This is a genomic window from Winogradskyella sp., assembly GCF_003712105.1.
Classification (GTDB): Bacteria; Bacteroidota; Bacteroidia; order Flavobacteriales; family Flavobacteriaceae; genus Winogradskyella.
The window spans coordinates 127939-147606 of the sequence record NZ_RHLG01000006.1; the positions used below are offsets into that span (position 1 = coordinate 127939).

The window sequence follows — 19668 nt, forward strand, 5'->3', positions numbered from 1 at the left end:
TTAAAGTGTAAATCTGTTTACTCGGTAATTTCTTGACCAAATTTTATCAGGTTTCCATCTTCATCCAAAATGGCGAACTCACGCATACCATAAGGATGATTTTTTAAGGTCCCATTTGGATGTATAACGCCAAAAGATTTTAACTCTTCGCAAAGTATGTCAATATCTTCAACATCTACGTAACAACTTGTATTTTCTGGATGGATTTTATCATCACATTTCCAAAAATGTACAACAAAATTGTCACGTGCAATTACGGCATAGTTGTCATCCAAATATCCAACTCTATCAAAACCAAGTTTGGTTTTGTAAAACTGAACAGTTTTCTTGATATCTAAGGAAGCCAAAACCGGAATTCCTTTAAGCAAATGTCTTTTTCTTTCCATTTTCTACTCTCATAAGTATACGTCTTTAAAATTAGGTAATAATGCCTATTTAAAATCTTAATAAAACAATAAAACTTCTATCTTTGCAAGCGTTTTAAACGCCAAAGCTTAGCATAATTATGAAGCTACAAGACACATTAGAATTTCATGTAAAAGCGGCTGTCAAAGCCCTATTTGACTCAGAGTTAGAATCGGTTGAATTTCAAGCAACCCGTAGAGAGTTTGCTGGAGATATTACTGTAGTTGTTTTTCCGATGTTACGTGTAGTCAAAGGAAATCCTGTGGTTATTGGTGAGCAAATAGGTAAATATTTAGAGGGCAATGTGTCTCTTGTTAAAGGGTTTAATGTCGTTAAAGGCTTTTTAAATATTGAGATTAGCGATGCTTATTACTTATCATTTTTTAATGGGATCAAAGATGATGTGCATTATGGATTTTCAAATATTAAATCTGATAAGGCCGTTATGGTTGAATACTCTTCACCAAATACGAATAAGCCATTACACTTGGGTCATGTAAGAAATGTGCTTTTAGGTTATTCTGTAGCTGAGATTTTAAAAGCATCTGGAAAAACCGTTTATAAGACTCAAATTATTAATGATAGAGGCATTCATATTTGTAAAAGTATGTTGGCTTGGCAACGTTTTGGAAATGGTGAAACCCCTGAGTCTACTGGTTTAAAAGGCGATAAACTTGTTGGAAATTATTACGTAGAATTTGATAAAGCGTATAAAGCAGAAATCTCAGATTTGGTTGCCAATGGTAAATCGGAAGAAGATGCTAAAAAAGAAGCCCCAATATTATTAGAAGCTCAAGACATGCTTCGTAAATGGGAAGCGGGAGACAAAAAAGTAGTAGAACTTTGGGAAACAATGAACCAATGGGTTTACGATGGCTTTGAAGAAACATACAAAGCTATTGGTGTTGATTTTGATGCTTATTATTATGAGAGTCAGACCTATCTTTTAGGTAAAGAATTTATTGCTGAAGGTCTTAAAACTGGTGTTTTTGAAAAAGACCCTGATGGCTCTGTTTGGTGCGATTTAACTGAAGATGGTCTTGATAGAAAGATTGTGTTAAGAGCTGATGGTACAGCAGTATATATGACTCAAGATATTGGTACAGCAATACAACGTATTAAAGACTATCCAGATGTTGGTGGCATGGTATATACTGTAGGTAATGAGCAAGATTACCACTTTAAAGTTTTATTCTTAATTATTAAGAAATTAGGCTTTGAATGGGCAGAAAATCTATACCATTTAAGTTATGGTATGGTAGATTTACCAAGCGGTAAAATGAAGAGTAGAGAAGGTACTGTAGTCGATGCCGATGATTTAATTACTGAGATGGCAACTACAGCTGAAGATATTTCTAAAGAGCTTGGTAAGCTTGATGATTATAATGAAGCAGAAAAGAAAGCACTTTACAGAACTATTGGTTTAGGTGCTCTAAAATACTACATACTAAAAGTTGACCCTAAAAAGCGAATCCTTTTTGACCCAAAAGAATCTATAGATTTTCAGGGTAACACAGGACCATTTATTCAATACACTTACGCTAGAATTCAATCTATACTTAGAAAAGCAGGGCATGACGGTGCTACTTTTTCTGACATAGAAATGCATGATAAAGAGAGACAACTTTTAAAACAACTTGAATTATTTCCTTCAGTAATTCAAAATGCTGCAAGTCAATATAGTCCTGCTTTGATTGCTAATTACACCTATGATTTGGTGAAGTTATATAATTCATTCTTTCAAAATATTTCCATTTTGGGTGCAGATTCTGAGGATGAAAAACATTTTAGAGTACAATTATCTGAAACTGTGGGGCAAACCATAAAAAATGCGTTTAGTGTTTTAGGTATAGATGTGCCTGAAAGGATGTAGTTAAAACTCACCTTTATGTTTCAATGCTTGTTTTATATGGGCTAAATGATGATTGCTATGCCAAGCATATGTACCAATAGTTTCTTCTAAAGAAAAATGTTTGCCATGTTCTGGATGAACAAACTCTTTTTTTAATTCCTCGTCATTTAATCCTCTAAGGAGTATTCCAAGTTTTTGATGTACACCTTTTAAGATGTGTATTGGCGCTTCCAGTGGTTCTGAATAGTCATTAAGTTTTGCCCAACGGTCTTCAAAATAAGGTCGAATAGTTGGCGTATCTTCTGTCAGTGCTAACTTAAACCTTGTAATGCTGTTAATGTGGCTATCTGCACAATGATGCACAACTTGTCTTATAGTCCAACCATCAGGTCTGTATTTATAGTTTAATTCGGACTCAGATAAATTATTAGTAATAGATTCTACAGCCTTTGGGAAATTTTCTATATCAAAAATCCAATCATCTAGTTGCTTTTTTGAGATGTGATCTGGTTTCGTAAATTCGCCAATTGGGTATTTTAGTTGTTCTAATTCTTCAGCATTCATAGTATATAAGTTATGCCATAAAATTAGGACATTATTTAAAGCAACAAAAAATAAAAGGCTGCCATATGGCAACCTTTTACGATTTACTAACTAATAAAATCTAACTTAAGCGTCGGCTGAAGAAGAAGCAGCTACTGCAGCTCCATATACTACTAAACCGAAACCTATTTTGTTTACGGCATCACCAATGTTGTATATAACATCCATTGCTAATCCACCAAATATTCCGTCGTACCAACCTGGTGTTCCTGCCATATAACCTATAGGGTATATTGCCCAACCTACTAGTACAAACCAACATAAAGTTTTGTGTGCTTTGAGAACTGCACCACCAGCTTGTACGGCCAGTTTTTTGGCTTGTCCCATCCAGATATCGTAAACGATAACGAAATAGGCAATACCAGAGATTAATCCCCAGATTTGAGCTTGATCTCTATAAACAGCTTCACCGAAGTAACCTGTTACTAACATTATTACTGATAAGAAAATCAGTCTCCACATAAGGGATTTTTTAGCACCAGCTACTTTTAAGATAAGATAAAACTCTACGCACATCAGCGGAACAGTTAATATCCAATCTACGTATCTAAAAAATGTAGGGGATTCTGCATGAGCCGCCCAATAATCGCGCATGTACCAATAATGTACTGCAGCAATGAACGTAATCAAACCAGAAACAAGAATTGAGGTTCTCCATTTTTTATCAAAACTATTCATTGATAAAAAGAAAAAGGCCGAAGCCGCCATCATAGCCATACATCCTACGAAGAATGTAAAACCTACGTAATCGTCTGTAGCGATTTTGGCTACATCAGCGATTGCAATTGAAAAAATGTTCATAATTTTTGTTAATTAGTTATTTTGTTTAAGTAAATTTACGAAAAGTTAAACAATAAATGTTTAAAATTTTGTGAAAAAAAATAAACAAAACATAATTTAAGGCTTATATTTTGAGAAATATTCAAAATTTTAATATCGTTTCTACCTTTCTATGTCTATGGTTGGCAGTATATATGACTTCGAATATTGAAGAGTATGTTGCTTGTTTTTTTATTTTGTCAATTGGCCTTATACATGGAGCAAATGATATAAAAATCATCAATACGGTCTATAAAAATCAATCCTTAAACCTTAACAAGACTCTTTTTCTTTATGTTCTCATTATACTAATAGGTACATTGATGTTCTATTTTATGCCTCAAATAACTTTATTATTATTTATTATAGTAAGTGGCTATCACTTTGGTGAACAACATTTTCATGATATCAAAACTGATTATAGACCATTAAAATACTTACTGTACTTAAGTTATGGATATACCATATTGAGCCTTTTGTTTTATACTAATTGGGAAGAAAGTGCGGTTGTAATTAATCAAATTGCAAGGATTACAATTAATGAATCATTCTTTTTTTATAATTTAATCGGAAGCTTAGGACTTTTTGTTATAAGCTTTTCATTACTTATTAAAGCTATTCCTAGTCCTTTACGGGAGTTATTTTACTTAATTGTGTTTTTTATTGTATTTAAAACTGCATCATTGATTTGGGCATTTGCAATCTATTTTGTGTTATGGCATTCCTTACCATCATTGGTGGACCAAATTTCATTTCTGTCAAACGAAGTGAATAAGAAAACAATACTTAACTATATAAAGTCCTCCTTGGTGTATTGGCTAATATCAATAGTCGGTTTATTTGTGTTTTTTAGTTTTTTAATAAGACAATCGGATATGTTTTATGCGGTATTCTTTTCGTTTTTAGCTGCAATTACATTTCCGCATGTTTTGGTGATGTCCAAAATTTTTAAGCATTAGAACTTTAAGCGCAGACTAAAATTAGGTGTTAAACCTAAAGCTAATTCATCATTTTGTACGATGTTGTCATTAGCATCCAGAGTGAAAAATCGATTGATAATATTTTCTTTATCTAATACATTCCAGATGGAAGCGCCTACTTCTGCATGGACATTTTCAGCAAACTGAAAATCATATATAGCAGATATATCTATCCTGGCATAGTTTGGTAACCGTTCACCATTGGGTGTATCAAATGCTATAATTTTAGGATTTATTTGTCCTGGAAGTGGTTGCGTATACGGACGACCAGAGTGCCAATTAATGCCTGCAGAGAGCTTTAAGTTGTCAAACTCATAAGTATTAGAAAAACTAACGAGATGCCTTATGTCTATATTACTTGGGAATGTGTTATTCAAATTTTCAAACGTAAAATCATTTGTACTATAAGAGTAACTTAACCAAGAGTTAAAATTCTTAATGCGCTTATTTAGTAAAAAATCAATGCCTTTAATGTCATAATCTCCAATTTCGTTTACAAACTGAAATTGATTTTGAAAACTTTGACTTCTTGAGCTTATACCAGAGACATTCTTTACAAAACCTTCTACACTAACTAACCATCCATTTTTTTTATAATTAAGACCAACTGAAAATTGATTACTCTTCACTATAGGTACATTAGAGTTATCAGCTAAACGCCACCTGCGTTTTTCGATACCGAAAAAATCTTGTTGTAAATCTATAATCTGTGTTATAGTTTGACTTCTTGTTTCTCCTAAAATTTCTAACCTAAAATTATTGAGAAACTTCTGAGAGAAAGCTAGTCGCGGTTCAAATAATAGCTCATCAAATTTATCTATGTAATTACCTCTAAGACCAATTCTGCCATAAGTATTTTTAGAGTTTGATGTAAATTCTGCTTCTGTATATATATTATGGGTTTTAATAACCTCTTTTACAAAGCTTCTAAATCTGGGTATAGAAACATCTTCAAGGTTTGAAACGCCTATCTCATTAAACTGATATCCAAAGTTGAGATTTAAGTTTTTGTCTAATGCTTTTATAAAATCTATCCTTGCACCAATATCTATAACTTCATTTTTTTGAATCAATTCTTGAGTTGTAGATGGTATAAGATTATTACCAAACAATTGGTAGTTAGAATAATAAAGCTGAGCAGACATATTTACTGACTTTGACCAATTGTACTGGTAGCCTAAACTTGCAGCATAACTTTTCTGGTTTAACTCACTTTCAGTAGCAAGTTCAGTACTAGTATTAGTAGGGTTTACATCATAATCTAACTGATTAAAAATCGTAATAGCATTTGCTATAATTTTTGATTTATCATTTATATCGTAGAGAAGTTTAATATTAGCATCATAAAAAAAGAAGCGTTCATTTTGCTGAAGTTGAGATGTAGATGTTTGATTATTTCCTAGTTCAGAATTATTAAATATCCGTTCAAAATAACTATCGTAAGTAGGTGTTAAAAGTGCATCCGTATAAGACCTTCTTGCAGATACCTGAAGCTCCATATTTTTTGACAATTGAAATTTAGAAAACCCATCTACACTTATTAAGTTAAATCCGGCACCAGATGTTGAGTCTTCACTAATGGTGTCCGAGTTTAGTATATTTATCACACCTGAAATGCCATTACCATATTTGGCTTTTGTGCCATTTACACTAATATTGACCTGCTCGGTAAGATATGGGTTAAACGCAGAGATAAGGCCAAAAAAATGACCTGTTTGGTACATTCTAATTCCATCATAAAGAAAAAGGTTTTGGTCATTAGTGCCGCCTCTAATGTTTATGTTAGAAATACGCTCATCAATACTAGTAATACCTGGTAGCGTTTGAATGGTTTGTAATACATCGGGCTCAGTTAAACCTGGTAGTATGCCAAAATCTTGTGGTGATATTTCTACCGTACCATCAATTTTTTTTGCCAAACCTCTGGTTAGGTAATTTTCAATAAATACCTCGTCTAACTTCTGTAATTGAACTTCTTGAACCTTATTTTCTGAGGATAATTTTTTTACAGCTATAAACCTTGAGTTAAGCTGATTAAACTTTAATTGTGTTTTGAGTTCAAGATATTCTAAGGCCGCATTGAGCGTAATTAAACTTTCAGGAAATTCAATCGAAATTGATTTTATAACATCATCGGCATACGAAAACTTAACGTCAAATTTCGCTTCAAGCGCTTTTAAAATTTCAGTAAGTGGTTTGGGTTCATTGTTAGTTTGTGATAAGCAATGAAAGGATATTCCAAATATTAGAATTAAAAAATAGGTTTTAAAACTATTCACTTTGCAGAACAATAACACCGTTGTTTTTAGAAAAAGTAATATCTAAAGGTAAGGTTATTGATTGTAATGCCAAATCTAGATTCTTATGAGTAAAACTTCCAGTGAATAAACGTTGGGTGTCTAATTGACTAGCATCTATACTAACATTGTAATGGCGTTGTAATTCTGCCAGAACATATTTTAGGGGCGTACTAGTAAATGTAGTCTCATTAGACATCCAACTTGGCTTGGTTCTTTTTTCTTTTTCATTTGTAATTATCCCATCAATTACAGTAAAACGATTTCCAGGCCTTAACTCCATGTATTGTTCATTATATGTTACAGCGACTAGGCCTTCATAGCAAGTAACTTCAAAATAATTTTGCCTTTGCTTTACATTAAATCGGGTTCCTAAAACACTAATTTTTCCTTCACTTGTAATAACGTCAAATTTTGAACCTTTTTCAACATCAAAAAATGCTTCTCCTTCTAAACGGACTGTACGGTTATTACTCCATGATTTTTTATTATAAATAATGGTAGATTTGGAGTTAAGTTCTACTGTTGAAGCATCTGGTAAATTTGTTATGGTCGCTTCTGCTATGGTTGTATTTATAGTAGTATCTAAGGTTGAGGTGTAGTAAAATATACTAAAACCTATTAGCAATACAGCAGCAACTCTAATCAATGGTTTTAACCAATTTTTGGCGGTTTTAGATTTAATCTTTTCAGCAATAATACTGTATTCACTATCGCTATCATATGCTGGAGCTTTATACCCTTTCGTAGCATTAGATAGTTTTGTAAGTACATCATAATCTTCTAATTTTTCAAAAGCTTTTTGCTCCTCCGAATTAAGATTATGGTCTAACCACTTTTGTATTAAATCTTCTCTTTCCATTGTCTTTATACTATCTATATAACAGCTATGTTTTAATTTTCCCTACCTATAGTTCTTCAATGTCTTCTCGTAATTTTTTTAAGGCACCATAAATTCGCTTTTCAACAGCTTTAACCGATATGTCTAGTAGCTGTGCAATTTCTTTAAAGCGTTTGCCTTCAACTCTATTTAATAAAAATGCAACACGCTGTGCTTCGGTTAGGTTTTCTAATGCTTTTTGTAATTTTTCATTGTATTGTTTTTCTTCAAGTAAAAACTCAGGCGACTCATTTGTACTATGCTTTTGAGGTTTTTTTTGATGTTTTAAAACCACTTTTTGATGAGCTACAGCATTAAGCATTAAATTATTAGCTGTGGTAAATAAAAAACTCTTTGCTTTTTCTGGAGGTACTTTTTTACAATTGTCCCAGAGTTTTATAAAAGCATCTTGTACTTTATCCTTAGGGTTTAACTGTGATCCAAATTTATAATATAAGAAGTCGTGAAGGTTTTTTGAATGCTTTTTAAAAAGTGATGAAAACACATGTTCATCACAACTATTATCATGTAGAGGTTGGGCCATATACTCTTATATAGATGTAAATTTAAAAAAAAATGAAATTCGGGGTAGGAATATTAATGCTTTGATTGTTTTATAATAAATCGCAAAAAAACAATTATTATGAAAACCTACACCAAATCAATCCTTTTACTACTTATTGTAGCGCTCTTTTTTGCCTCATGTCAAGATGAATCGGTTGAAATCATTAATCCAGATGAACAACAAACTATAACTGCTAATTCACAATTATCTACCCTTATGCTTAGAACATCTTCTAATGCAGTAGCAGAAGATAATGTTTTGGATAATAGCAGTTGTTTTTCTGTAGAATTACCTGTAACAGTTGTTGTTGGTAATATTACTATTACGATTGAAAATGAAGAAGGTCTTGAAGAATTAGAGGAACTTTTAGAGAATTTTCAAGATGAAATCCCAGAATTTGTATTTCCTATAACTATTATTTCTGCCGATTACACTGAACAAGTCATAGAAAATCAAGAACAGTTAAATAATCTATTAGAAAATTGTGTTGATAACGATGATGTCATAGAGTGTATTGATTTTGTGTACCCTATTTCGTTCTCATTATTAAACTCTCAATTTGTAATTATTGATACAATTACAATTGAAAGCAATGAAGCCTTATATGAGTTTTTAGAAAGTTTAGATGATGATAATGATTTTGATTTTGTTGCATTAAATTTCCCAGTAAGCCTTGTTTATGCCAATGGTGATACTGTAACTGTAAATTCTAATGAGGAATTATCTGATGTAATAGAAGCTGCAAGCGAGGCTTGTGATGATGATTTTGAAGATTGTGATGTGGACGACGTTAAAGCATCATTAAAAGAATGTGTTTGGAAACTTGATGACGAATTCGATGATTTTGATGGTTTAACTGTAACATTTAATGATGATTTTACCCTTGAAATTACAGGTCAAAATTTACAAGAACCAATAACAGGTAACTGGACAGTTATCGAAGATGATAACGGAACATATTTGGTGTTGTCTGAACTATCAGGTTTACAAAACGATTTAGGAGGTGAGTGGCTAATTACAGATTGTGATGAAGATGAGTTTAATCTTGTTAGAGGTGATTTTGAATTAGAACTCGACCGCTATTGTGATAATAATCCAAGCGATTGCTCAGCTGAGGATTTAGCAGAAAATTTAGTAGAATGCTATTGGTTTGCAGGTACAAACATTATCAATACCCAGGATAATAAATTAGTATTCACTGAAGATGGAGCAGTTAAAGTACATACGCCTAATGGATTTGTTGAAATAGGAGGTTGGAATATTAGTTTAGATGCTAATGTGCTCATTTTAGTATTAGATCTTACTGGAGATTATGCGCCGCTTTCAGGAAATTGGGAAGTTGTTGAATGTGATGAAGGCTTCTATGGTCTTATGCAAGGCGACAATATCCTGCACTTAGAACAAGATTGTTTTGTAAACCCAAATCCTTTTGATTGCTTTGGAAGTTTTGATGCAGTATTAGAACTATGTGATGAAGATAATGATGGTTTCGAAACATTTGATTTAACCATTGCATATGCCAATTGCACGCCAGCAGCAGATGTTGTGACCTATCACACATCTATAGCAGATGCAGATAACAACGTAAATGCTATATCCAATCCGCAATCATATGTGAATACAAGTTCACCACAAACTATTTATGTAAGAGTTGAAATTGGTGATAACCATGAAGTTTTTGAAATCCTATTAAAAGTAGTGGATTGTAACAACGGTAATTGTACAGAGCAAGATGTTGATGGTATCTTAATGAATTGTGAATGGATAGTTACAGAATTAAATGGAGATGATAACTTAATAACGTATCGTTTAAGTTTTAATGATGAACAGGAATTGGTTGTAACTAATACTGTAAACAACGAAACAATTATAGGTGTTTGGACTACATATACCAATAACGATGGTGGAGTTGATGTAACTTTTGAAGGTTTAAATGCTCCAGATATCCAAGCTATTATTGGAGTTTGGACTGTGGTTGAATGTACAGATACTCAATTAATTTTCCATCAAGGTGATGATCAAATGACACTAGATAAAGATTGTGATTAATCATAGAACCGCTTATTAAAGTTAGTACATTAGTAAGTTTAGTTGGTTGAAAAAGAGCTGTTCAGTGCCGAGCAGCTCTTTTCTTTTTGTATTACTACTATAAATACAATTATCTACTCGTGTTTAGCGTGTAAATTCTTAAATTTGCAACTTGTTAAATAAGAATAGGAATTATGTTTAATAATTTAAGTGATAAGTTAGATAAAGCGCTACACGTATTAAAAGGTCATGGAAGCATTACTGAAGTAAATGTTGCTGAGACTTTAAAAGAGGTGAGACGTGCGCTTTTAGATGCCGATGTTAACTTTAAAATTGCAAAAGAGTTTACAAATAAGGTTAAAGAAAAAGCACTTGGACAAAATGTATTAACAACATTACAACCAGGTCAGTTAATGGTTAAAATCGTTAAAGATGAATTAACCGAACTTATGGGTGGTGATGCTGAAGGTATTAACCTTTCCGGTCAACCTAGTGTTATTTTAATGTCCGGTTTACAGGGTTCTGGTAAAACCACATTCTCTGGTAAACTCGCCAATTACCTTAAAAACAAAAAAACAAAAAAACCTTTATTAGTTGCTTGTGATGTATATCGTCCTGCAGCGATAGATCAGCTTCATGTTGTTGGAGATCAAATAGGTGTTGACGTATTTAGTGATAGAGGAAATACTGATCCTGTAGCAATTTCAAAAGCAGGTATAGCTCATGCAAAGGCTAATGGTCATAATGTGGTAATTATAGATACCGCAGGTCGTTTAGCAGTTGATGAAGCTATGATGACTGAAATCTCTAATATTCATAAAGCCATTGAACCACAGGAAACGCTATTTGTGGTGGATTCTATGACGGGTCAAGATGCTGTAAATACAGCAAAAGCCTTTAATGATATCTTAAATTTTGATGGTGTTATCCTAACTAAATTAGATGGTGATACACGTGGTGGTGCTGCTATTTCTATTAAATCTGTTGTAAATAAACCTATTAAGTTTATTGGTACTGGCGAAAAGATGGAAGCTATAGATGTTTTCTATCCTTCTCGTATGGCTGATCGTATTTTAGGAATGGGTGATGTGGTGTCTCTTGTGGAGCGCGCTCAAGAACAATTTGATGAGCAAGAAGCAAGAAAACTTCAGAAGAAAATTGCCAAAAATCAGTTTGGATTTGATGACTTTTTAAAACAAATTCAGCAGATTAAAAAGATGGGTAACATGAAGGATTTAATAGGCATGATACCTGGAGCAGGAAAAATGATGAAAGGTGTAGATATAGATGATGATGCGTTTAAAGGTATTGAAGCTATAATCCATTCAATGACACCAAAAGAGCGTACTAACCCATCATTAATGAATGCAAGCCGCAAAAAGAGAATCGCTAAAGGTTCAGGGACATCCGTACAAGAAGTCAATCAGCTATTGAAACAATTCTCGCAAATGAGTAAAATGATGAAGATGATGCAAGGTGGCGGTGGAAAACGCATGATGCAAATGATGAAAAATATGCCTCGATAATTATATAAATTATACAACCAACATGACAATACTAGACGGAAAAAAAATCAGTAACGATATAAAGAATGAGATTAAGGCTGAAGTCGATAAGATGAAGGCTAATGGGGAAAAAGTACCACATTTAGCTGCTGTAATCGTTGGCAACGATGGCGCCAGTCTTACGTATGTTGGAAGTAAAGTTAGAGCATGTGAACGGGTAGGCTTTGAGTCAACTATGGTTCGTATGTCTAACACAACCAGTGAGATTGAACTCTTAGACAAAATAGACGAACTTAATAATAATGATGATATTGATGGCTTCATTATTCAGTTGCCATTGCCACCTCAAATTAATACTCAAAAAGTACTAATGGCTGTACATCCAGATAAAGATGTAGATGGGTTCCATCCAACAAACTTTGGGAAGATGGCTTTAGACATGTCAACTTTTATTCCTGCAACACCATTTGGTATTTTAGAACTTATTGATAGATACGGTGTTGAGACTCAAGGTAAACATACCGTAGTAATCGGTCGTTCTCATATCGTTGGTCGTCCAATGAGTATATTAATGGGAAGAAAAGGATTTCCAGGAAATTCAACAGTAACACTTACACATAGTCGCACTAAAAACATTACTCAAATTACATCACAAGCGGACATTATTATTTCTGCTTTGGGTGTGCCAAAGTTTTTAAAAGCAGAAATGGTAAAAGATGATGTGGTTATTATTGATGTTGGTATTACACGTGTAGCAGACGATTCTGAAAAAGGATACTATATAACTGGTGATGTAGATTTTGAAAATGTAAGTAAAAAAGCAAGTTATATAACTCCAGTACCTGGAGGTGTTGGTCCTATGACTATTGCGATGTTGTTGAAAAATACATTACTAGCAAGAGAACAACACAGGTCGAATGGATAATTCAATTTTTACACATAAAAAACACCCCAATATTTAGTACAAATATTGGGGTGTTTTCTTTTAATGTAATTCAAAGTGTAAACTACCAAGTCATTTTATTGATCCAAAATAGATCAGCATTGGTAGAGACAAAATAGATTAAATTATAATTGTTTACACGTCTTAAGGATTTTGGTAATAAAGTCATAACAGGAGTAGCTCTAATTTCATCGTCATCAAACTCTTTTTCAGGTGTTTTCCAAGTGGTCATTTCTTCTTCTCTTTTATAAAAACTAGCAATTCTTAATGTGCTATTATTATAGAACAACCTTAGCCCATTATCAAAAGGTAAAACAGAAACCGATGCACGCTCACTTAATTCATTTTTATAGGTGTTCTTGTTATTAAGTAACTGCATATCTTTAAGGGTACCATTTATATCCATATTAATAGCTATGGTAGGACCATGGTTATATAGATAATCTACCTCTGCTGAGTTTCCAGGCTTAAATTTACTACTGGATGTCTGTTTTTCACCAACGATATATATATCTTCTCCAAAAACGTGAGTAAAAATTGGTGCTACACTATTTAAACCCTTAACTGGTTTATTGTCCACCCGGAAATCATGCTTTCCTATTAGCTTCTCGGAAGAAATGTTATACATGAAAACACCAGAGGTTTCATTTCCTTTATCAGAATTATTATCTACATTAGGAACCTTTCCGGTGTAATAGAATCCTGTAATTAGATGCTCTAGACCAAGATTTGTAAATGCTGTATTTCTAACAAAGAAATTTGCTTGAGACAGCACAGTTTCGGCAATAGTGTCCTTACTAATGGTTATTAAAAGTGATACAGCTTTTTTTGAATTGTATTTGTAGCGTTTTACTAAATATACTGCTCCATCGTTAGATATATGTAAATCTTGATTATGTGCACGTTCACTATCTAAACTTAGATCATAACTAGCTTCCCATATCTTTTCCAGGTTTGTGTCAAAAGTCCAAACTTTAATTTTTTGTTTGGTCTTTTTCACAAAGGGCATATTAGCTAAGACAACGATTTGTTGTTTATTCTCTGATACATTGACTTCAATTTGCCCTGATTTGGAGTAAGATTCTATAGTGTAAGACGCAATAATTTTAGTGTCAGAAACTGTACTTGTTTCGCCATCAAAAACTTGAGCATATATATTACGAATTCCTTTTTTCTTACTCATTGAGTTAGAAATAAAAACAAGCTTATTGTCTAATTCAATGACTTTATCCAAGTCAGCAGCTCTTAAATCTAATTTGGGTAAGGTGAAACGTTTGGTTTCAAAAGCACTAAGTGTTTGATCGTACTTAGTTATTGTAATTTCTTTTTGATTATCTAAGAATACATTTTTTAAGTAACTGTACGTAAAACAACCATATGGTGATGCAAGTACAACTTCTGAGGTACTATTTTTATGAGGTTTCTTGTACGCTATACTAGATTCAATATCAAATACTTGAGCAGATAAGACTGAAGTAACTACAAGCGCTATTATAGTTGAGGTAATCTTTTTCATTATAACTTATATACTAAATCTTCAAGTTTTGTTATACGTTGTTTTTCAGTATAGTTAAAATCTAAATCTATTCGCTTTTCTTGTAATAACTCTAGTGTTTCTTCAGCATCATCTTTAAGTCCTAAAGTAGTTTGTACACTAAGTAAATTAAAGAATATAGATTTTGCAATATTGGCATTATAAGTGGCTTTCTTATCAGAATAATTTACTTTATCAAGAGTACTAACCCAAATATCTTTAACATTATCAATGTCGCTCATAGCAGCTTCTCTTCTCTCTTTTGGAGCCTCTTTTGTCATTTTTCTGAAAGCAGAAATAGCCTTAATCTTAGCTTGCTCTAAATCATCATATTCACGTTTTTTATTCTTAGGAAACTCAATGGTTATTTTTTTAGATACTGGAGTATACCCATAATTTTCATTGATATGTTTTTCTATAGATTTAAGCGTTTTATTTACATTGTCTTTTTCGTATCGGTTAAGATTAATTGTATTGCTTGAAGATGAGGTTAAGAATTTTGATTTATCACCAAAAAGCTCTTCACTTATAGTTTCGCCATTTACTAAAACCGTAAGTTTTGTTGGTTGTTTGTAAAATGTCTGTCCACCATTTTCTTGAAATTCCATTTTACTCATATCTATTATAAATATCACATCTTCGCCTTTTTCATATCCATTTAGTGCCATGTTATGGGCCAATGCCTCTTTATCAAAGATTAAATAATCAGCTAGTCTAGGTTCTTGATAAATAGGTTCAGCAGGTTCTACATAAGTAGGTCTAGCTGGAGTTTTGAGTTTTGGTTTTTTTCCTTGTTCAGTTAAAGCTAAACGTTCTAATAATGAAAGCTCTTTAAAGTCTTTCATCTCGGTTTCATAATTTTCTTTGGCTTGCTTTACTTCTATATCATAGTTAGCTAATTTCTCTTCATAATCAGCTTTACTTTGAGCAATAACATTATCGTGATTGGCTTTTTCTGCTTCAAAATCTTTTAATGATTGCGCTTTAACATCTTCTACTGTTAACGTATACGGAATGTTAAGTACAACTTTATAAGTTTTGACGGACGCATCTAAAGGTTGTAGTGGTTTTATGATGTCATAAAAACTAACAGATTCATCAACTATCCTTTGAGCATATATTGAAGTACATAAAGCAAGGGACAAGAGTAGTAGTATTTTTTTCATAAAAAAGTAGTAGATTATTTATTTCGGTTTAGAGGGACAAATATCATACCAATATAATTATTTAGCAAACAACTGATCCATATCCTTAAATGCTTTGAATTCTAATGCATTACCAGAAGGATCTTTAAAGAACATAGTGGCTTGCTCACCAACTTGCCCTTCAAAACGGATATAAGGTTCAATAATAAAAGTGATTCCTTTTGATTTTAGGAGATCCGCAAACTCTTGGAAAATAGTCCAATCAAGAACAACGCCAAAATGCGGAACAGGTACATCTTTGCCATCTACGCTATTGGTATGTGAATCGTCTTCCGTTTTAGGTTTGTAATGTATGACCAGTTGATGCCCAAAAAAATTATAATCTACCCAATGATCACTACTGCGACCTTCTTCAAAATTTAGGATATTAGTATAAAAGTTTCGGCATTCAGCTAAATTATGAACCGGAATTGCTAAGTGAAAAGGAGAAATTTTGGACATATCGGAAAATATAATATGCCCAAAATTAAGTATTTATTTGCTCAAAAGATTTAAATAATTTAATCTTCTTTAAGGCATTCTATTTTCCAAGTCGGATAAACTATTTTTTCGGTTTTATCAACCCATTCGCCAATCCAATTGTAACCTTTATCAGTGATGTCGTAAAACGTTATTCTATAAAAACCTTCCATGCCATTTGGTGCTGTTTGATCTCTGTAAAGAATAATTTTACCGTCTTCGGTTTTATTACCTTCCCAAGCGGGTAATACAGTTGTTGGTCCAACTGATGAGTAATAATGTACATACCATTTACTACTATCAGCAATAAATTGTCTAATACTGCCAGAATGACCGCCGTCTGTCTTTAGAGTTTCATCTTGTACTGCTTTTCCATTCATAATATACTTAAACACCCAATTCATATCTATGGTCTCGTTCCAGCTACCATCTTGTTTTCGGGCTGTGGATTTGCACTTGCATTTACCAATTAGAGGTTGGAAGTCTTTAATTTGCTCTGGAGCATCAGGATGAGCTTTTCCATACGGAAACTCTTTTGAAGGTTCATTTTGATATTGTCCAAATGCTAAACTTGATGACATAATTAGTGTAAAAAGAAGTAAGGCTTTTTTCATGATATAAGATTTAATTGTTTTCAAATCAACATGAAAAAAACTAAAGTCAATTGGGTTTTGCAGAGAAGCGACTATTATTTGCAGTAAAGCGAGTTAAAAAACTCTTAATGATTAGAAAGAAAATGCTTCACTGTCTTTAAATGCGTTTTCGATACAGGTATTTCGGTATTGTCTGACAGAATAAGGTTTGGAGAGTTAGACATACTTAACTCTTTTATCATTCTCATATTAGCAATGGCCTTTCTGTGTACACGTAAAAAATTTGTGTCTAATTTAGGTAGTAACGCTTTAAGGCTACTTCTCATGGTATAGCAACCTTTGTCTATAGTATGCACCTTAACGCAATAATCATCTGCTTCAATCCATAAGACTTCATCTACAGGAATTATTTTTCGTTTATTTCCTATTTTAATATTTAATACAGAAGTTTTATCGTCAACCTTATCTTTTAACTGAGCATACAAACGAGCATTAGTTAGTTTTAATTCAGATAAATTTTGAATCTTGATTTGTAACCTTTCGTTTGAAAAATAGAGATGTGTAATTATGGTAATTGCGATGTAACCAAGAGTATACATTGGCGCTTTTTGAAACATAAAAAACGGCAAGTATTCATTAAATAAACGCTCTAACGTTAATGGGTCGCCATAGGTAAGTACTTGGCTAATAGATATTATTACTATGTTTAATGTAACGAGGCTTAATATTAGGCCACAGTATTTTAAAATATCCGAAACAGATAAAGTACTCTCAATTTTGCTCGACCTTGCATAAAAAACAATCACTAGTGATAATGACATCCATATAAACCACCTGTAAGCTTGGCTTTTTAACAGAATAAGAAAAGTTGCGTCACCACCACCGAGATTAAATCTTCTTAGGTAATAGAGTTGTTGAGATGTTTCAAAAGTAATAGTTAGTAATAAAACAGAAATGATAAGAAGTATTATGCGCTTATTGGATGTTATGTAATTTAAGAAGGACATTTGTTATCGTCTGTTTTTTCTTGGTCTTTGAATATTGGGCTGAAAGGTTTTCTTAGAATCCGATATTAATTTTGAAAGTGTTTCAAGCTCAGTATTAGAAAGTTTTCTATATGTTCCGACAGCAACATCTAGTTTAATATTCATGATGCGAATGCGCTTAAGTGTCTGCACTTCGTAATTTAAGTAACTGCACATGCGTCGTATTTGTCGATTTAGACCTTGTGTAAGAACAATGCTAAATGTAAACTTATCTATCTTTCTAACCTTACATTTTTTGGTGCGTTGCTTTAGCTCTTCGATATAAATACCATTAGACATACGCTCAATAAATGTTTGCGATATTGGCTTATCTACAGTTACAATATACTCCTTTTCATGGTTATTACTTGCACGAAGAATTTTGTTAACGATATCACCATCATCCGTGAGTAGAATAAGACCTTCGCTTGGCTTATCTAACCTACCAATTGGAAAGATACGTTTATGGTAGTTGATGTAATCAATAATATTGTTTTTTTCTACTCTAGTATCTGTAGTGCAAACAATACCAACAGGTTTATTAAATGCTAAATAGGTAAACTCTTTTTTATGCTGTCCAACAATTTCGCCATCTACTTTAACCACATCATCTGGTGCAACTTTAGTACCCATTTCTGGGATGTTATCGTTTATTGTAACACGCCCAGCATCAATAAGCCGGTCTGCTTCTCGGCGAGAGCAAAAACCAGCTTCACTAAGATATTTATTAAGACGCGTGAGATTATCAGACATATAACAAAAGTACAATAAAGATTAACTGTCTATAAATTCAATAATCTTTGGAGATAATGATTGGTCCTTCAAGCCATGTCCAAAACCCTCAGTGGTGATTAGTTCAGAGTTTTTGAAATTTTCTTTGTACAATAGCGCATCTTCATAAGGTATTATCTTATCATTTTTATCATGAATGATAAGTCCTTGCATGTTAAATTCTTTTGTAAAATTAGCTGCTGAAAAATAATCTACAGTTTTTCCAAAACGATTTACAACAATAGTATCTAAACCTTCCGATATGCGTTTATTGTAACCCATCATAGATTTATATCTGGAAAAAACACCTGTAAAATGAGCAGGAGCACCAAGTAAGGCAATTTTTTTCACGCTAGGTAAATCATGATTATGCAAACAAAAGGTCGTTGCCATTCCACCAACCGAATGTCCAATAATTACTTCTGGTTGAATAATTTTAGCAACGCTATTTATACATTCGGAATATAATAAAGCATTAAACTCTTTTCCGTCAGACATACCATGAACTGGAGCATCAATAGCATAGATATTATAATCTTTTTCCTTTAGCGTATCTAATAGATAACTCCATCTAGAAGCGTTACTTTCCCAACCGTGAGCCAAAAAAACAGTTTTGCCACTGCCTTTCCAATTGTATACTGTAATATTAAGGTTATCGTACGTGTAGGTCAATTTTTCTGCTGGAGCAACAATTGCTGTTTGTGCCTCATCATACCTGCCTTTTCTGGGTGTAGCAAATAGTTGCAGTGCTTTGTTTGATGCGTAAGATGCAGAGAAATAACTAGCTGTATTAAGCAGACCACCTATAGATTTTATAATAAAATTACTCATACTTATTCGCTTTCTCTATTTACAGATTCTATTGAGAATGCCGGTAGACAAATGGCCAAATATTCGCAGGGTTCAGTAAACGGATTTGAATATTGAATACGTGTGTGCTTTTCAATTTTTATTGATTGACCAGCCTTTAAAACAATAGTTTCTCCTTCAATAATGAATTGTTTTTTGCCTTTTATAATAAAAGTGTACTCATCGAACTCAGGAGTTTGAAATGGCTCAGACCAACCAGGTGGTGCTACCATATGCGCAATGCTTATTTCAGAATTTCCATCTGTTGCTCTTCCAAAATGTTCTTTAATGATTTTACCATCATCAGTTGGGACAACAAATGGTGAGCTTTGGATGTTATACTTTTTACTCATGA

At 32.8% G+C, this 19668-nt stretch carries 19 protein-coding genes; 5 read left to right on the forward strand and 14 right to left on the reverse strand.

Annotation, left to right across the window (positions count from 1 at the left end):
* Nucleotides 1–17 precede the first annotated feature (17 nt).
* Complete coding sequence (locus tag ED556_RS13455; RefSeq protein ID WP_296324946.1) at nt 18–386, reverse strand: VOC family protein; 369 nt, start codon at nt 384–386, stop codon at nt 18–20.
* 119 nt (nt 387–505) lie between these two features.
* Here ED556_RS13455 and argS point away from each other — a divergent pair, with 119 nt between their 5' ends.
* On the forward strand, nt 506–2278 hold the full coding sequence (gene argS / locus ED556_RS13460) for an arginine--tRNA ligase (RefSeq protein WP_296324949.1): 1773 nt from the start codon (nt 506–508) through the stop codon (nt 2276–2278).
* Here the strand turns inward: argS and ED556_RS13465 are convergent, their stop codons facing one another.
* On the reverse strand, nt 2279–2821 hold the full coding sequence (locus ED556_RS13465) for a YfiT family bacillithiol transferase (RefSeq protein ID WP_296324953.1): 543 nt from the start codon (nt 2819–2821) through the stop codon (nt 2279–2281).
* A gap of 105 nt (nt 2822–2926) precedes the next feature.
* Nucleotides 2927–3661, reverse strand: a complete 735-nt coding sequence (locus ED556_RS13470; protein WP_296324956.1) for a bacteriorhodopsin-like — start codon at nt 3659–3661, stop codon at nt 2927–2929.
* A gap of 173 nt (nt 3662–3834) precedes the next feature.
* On the opposite strand from ED556_RS13470, the gene ED556_RS13475 reads away from it, so the two are divergent.
* Nucleotides 3835–4638, forward strand: a complete 804-nt coding sequence (locus ED556_RS13475) for a Brp/Blh family beta-carotene 15,15'-dioxygenase (protein WP_296324959.1) — start codon at nt 3835–3837, stop codon at nt 4636–4638.
* Here ED556_RS13475 and ED556_RS13480 read toward each other — a convergent pair.
* The 3 genes from ED556_RS13480 to ED556_RS13490 are packed head-to-tail and all read right to left on the reverse strand — an operon-like array spanning nt 4635 to nt 8380.
* On the reverse strand, nt 4635–6938 hold the full coding sequence (locus tag ED556_RS13480; protein ID WP_296324962.1) for a TonB-dependent receptor plug domain-containing protein: 2304 nt from the start codon (nt 6936–6938) through the stop codon (nt 4635–4637). The genes ED556_RS13475 and ED556_RS13480 overlap by 4 nt on opposite strands.
* The gene (locus tag ED556_RS13485) at nt 6931–7818 is read right to left on the reverse strand and encodes a FecR domain-containing protein (RefSeq protein WP_296324965.1); all 888 of its coding nucleotides are present in this window, start codon (nt 7816–7818) and stop codon (nt 6931–6933) included. Before ED556_RS13485 ends, ED556_RS13480 begins: the two co-directional genes overlap by 8 nt.
* Nucleotides 7819–7864: 46 nt before the next feature.
* The gene (locus tag ED556_RS13490) at nt 7865–8380 is read right to left on the reverse strand and encodes a sigma-70 family RNA polymerase sigma factor (protein WP_296324968.1); all 516 of its coding nucleotides are present in this window, start codon (nt 8378–8380) and stop codon (nt 7865–7867) included.
* A 99-nt stretch (nt 8381–8479) separates the two neighbouring features.
* Here ED556_RS13490 and ED556_RS13495 point away from each other — a divergent pair, with 99 nt between their 5' ends.
* From ED556_RS13495 to ED556_RS13505, 3 genes are all read left to right on the forward strand, one after another.
* Nucleotides 8480–10450 carry a hypothetical protein gene (locus ED556_RS13495; RefSeq protein ID WP_296324970.1) on the forward strand — a complete coding sequence of 657 codons (1971 nt, stop codon included), beginning with the start codon at nt 8480–8482 and terminating at the stop codon, nt 10448–10450.
* Between the two features lie 173 nt (nt 10451–10623).
* Nucleotides 10624–11955: a signal recognition particle protein gene (gene ffh / locus ED556_RS13500; protein WP_296324973.1), complete on the forward strand. Its 1332-nt coding sequence runs from the start codon at nt 10624–10626 to the stop codon at nt 11953–11955.
* A 22-nt stretch (nt 11956–11977) separates the two neighbouring features.
* Nucleotides 11978–12859 carry a bifunctional 5,10-methylenetetrahydrofolate dehydrogenase/5,10-methenyltetrahydrofolate cyclohydrolase gene (locus ED556_RS13505; RefSeq protein WP_296324976.1) on the forward strand — a complete coding sequence of 294 codons (882 nt, stop codon included), beginning with the start codon at nt 11978–11980 and terminating at the stop codon, nt 12857–12859.
* A gap of 82 nt (nt 12860–12941) precedes the next feature.
* On the opposite strand, the gene ED556_RS13510 is transcribed toward ED556_RS13505, so the two are convergent.
* The 8 genes from ED556_RS13510 to ED556_RS13545 all read right to left on the reverse strand — a co-directional run bounded on the left by ED556_RS13510 (nt 12942) and on the right by ED556_RS13545 (nt 19666).
* Nucleotides 12942–14393 carry a hypothetical protein gene (locus tag ED556_RS13510; RefSeq protein ID WP_296324979.1) on the reverse strand — a complete coding sequence of 484 codons (1452 nt, stop codon included), beginning with the start codon at nt 14391–14393 and terminating at the stop codon, nt 12942–12944.
* Complete coding sequence (locus ED556_RS13515) at nt 14393–15577, reverse strand: hypothetical protein (RefSeq protein WP_296324982.1); 1185 nt, start codon at nt 15575–15577, stop codon at nt 14393–14395. Before ED556_RS13515 ends, ED556_RS13510 begins: the two co-directional genes overlap by 1 nt.
* A gap of 57 nt (nt 15578–15634) precedes the next feature.
* The gene (locus ED556_RS13520; RefSeq protein WP_296324985.1) at nt 15635–16057 is read right to left on the reverse strand and encodes a VOC family protein; all 423 of its coding nucleotides are present in this window, start codon (nt 16055–16057) and stop codon (nt 15635–15637) included.
* Between the two features lie 59 nt (nt 16058–16116).
* Nucleotides 16117–16689: a hypothetical protein gene (locus ED556_RS13525; RefSeq protein WP_296324987.1), complete on the reverse strand. Its 573-nt coding sequence runs from the start codon at nt 16687–16689 to the stop codon at nt 16117–16119.
* Nucleotides 16690–16793: 104 nt separating this feature from the next.
* Nucleotides 16794–17675, reverse strand: a complete 882-nt coding sequence (locus ED556_RS13530) for a LytTR family DNA-binding domain-containing protein (protein ID WP_296324990.1) — start codon at nt 17673–17675, stop codon at nt 16794–16796.
* A 3-nt stretch (nt 17676–17678) separates the two neighbouring features.
* Complete coding sequence (locus ED556_RS13535; protein ID WP_296324992.1) at nt 17679–18446, reverse strand: pseudouridine synthase; 768 nt, start codon at nt 18444–18446, stop codon at nt 17679–17681.
* 21 nt (nt 18447–18467) lie between these two features.
* Nucleotides 18468–19295 carry an alpha/beta hydrolase gene (locus ED556_RS13540; RefSeq protein ID WP_296324994.1) on the reverse strand — a complete coding sequence of 276 codons (828 nt, stop codon included), beginning with the start codon at nt 19293–19295 and terminating at the stop codon, nt 18468–18470.
* 2 nt (nt 19296–19297) lie between these two features.
* Complete coding sequence (locus ED556_RS13545; RefSeq protein ID WP_296324996.1) at nt 19298–19666, reverse strand: cupin domain-containing protein; 369 nt, start codon at nt 19664–19666, stop codon at nt 19298–19300.
* Nucleotides 19667–19668: the final 2 nt, after the last annotated feature.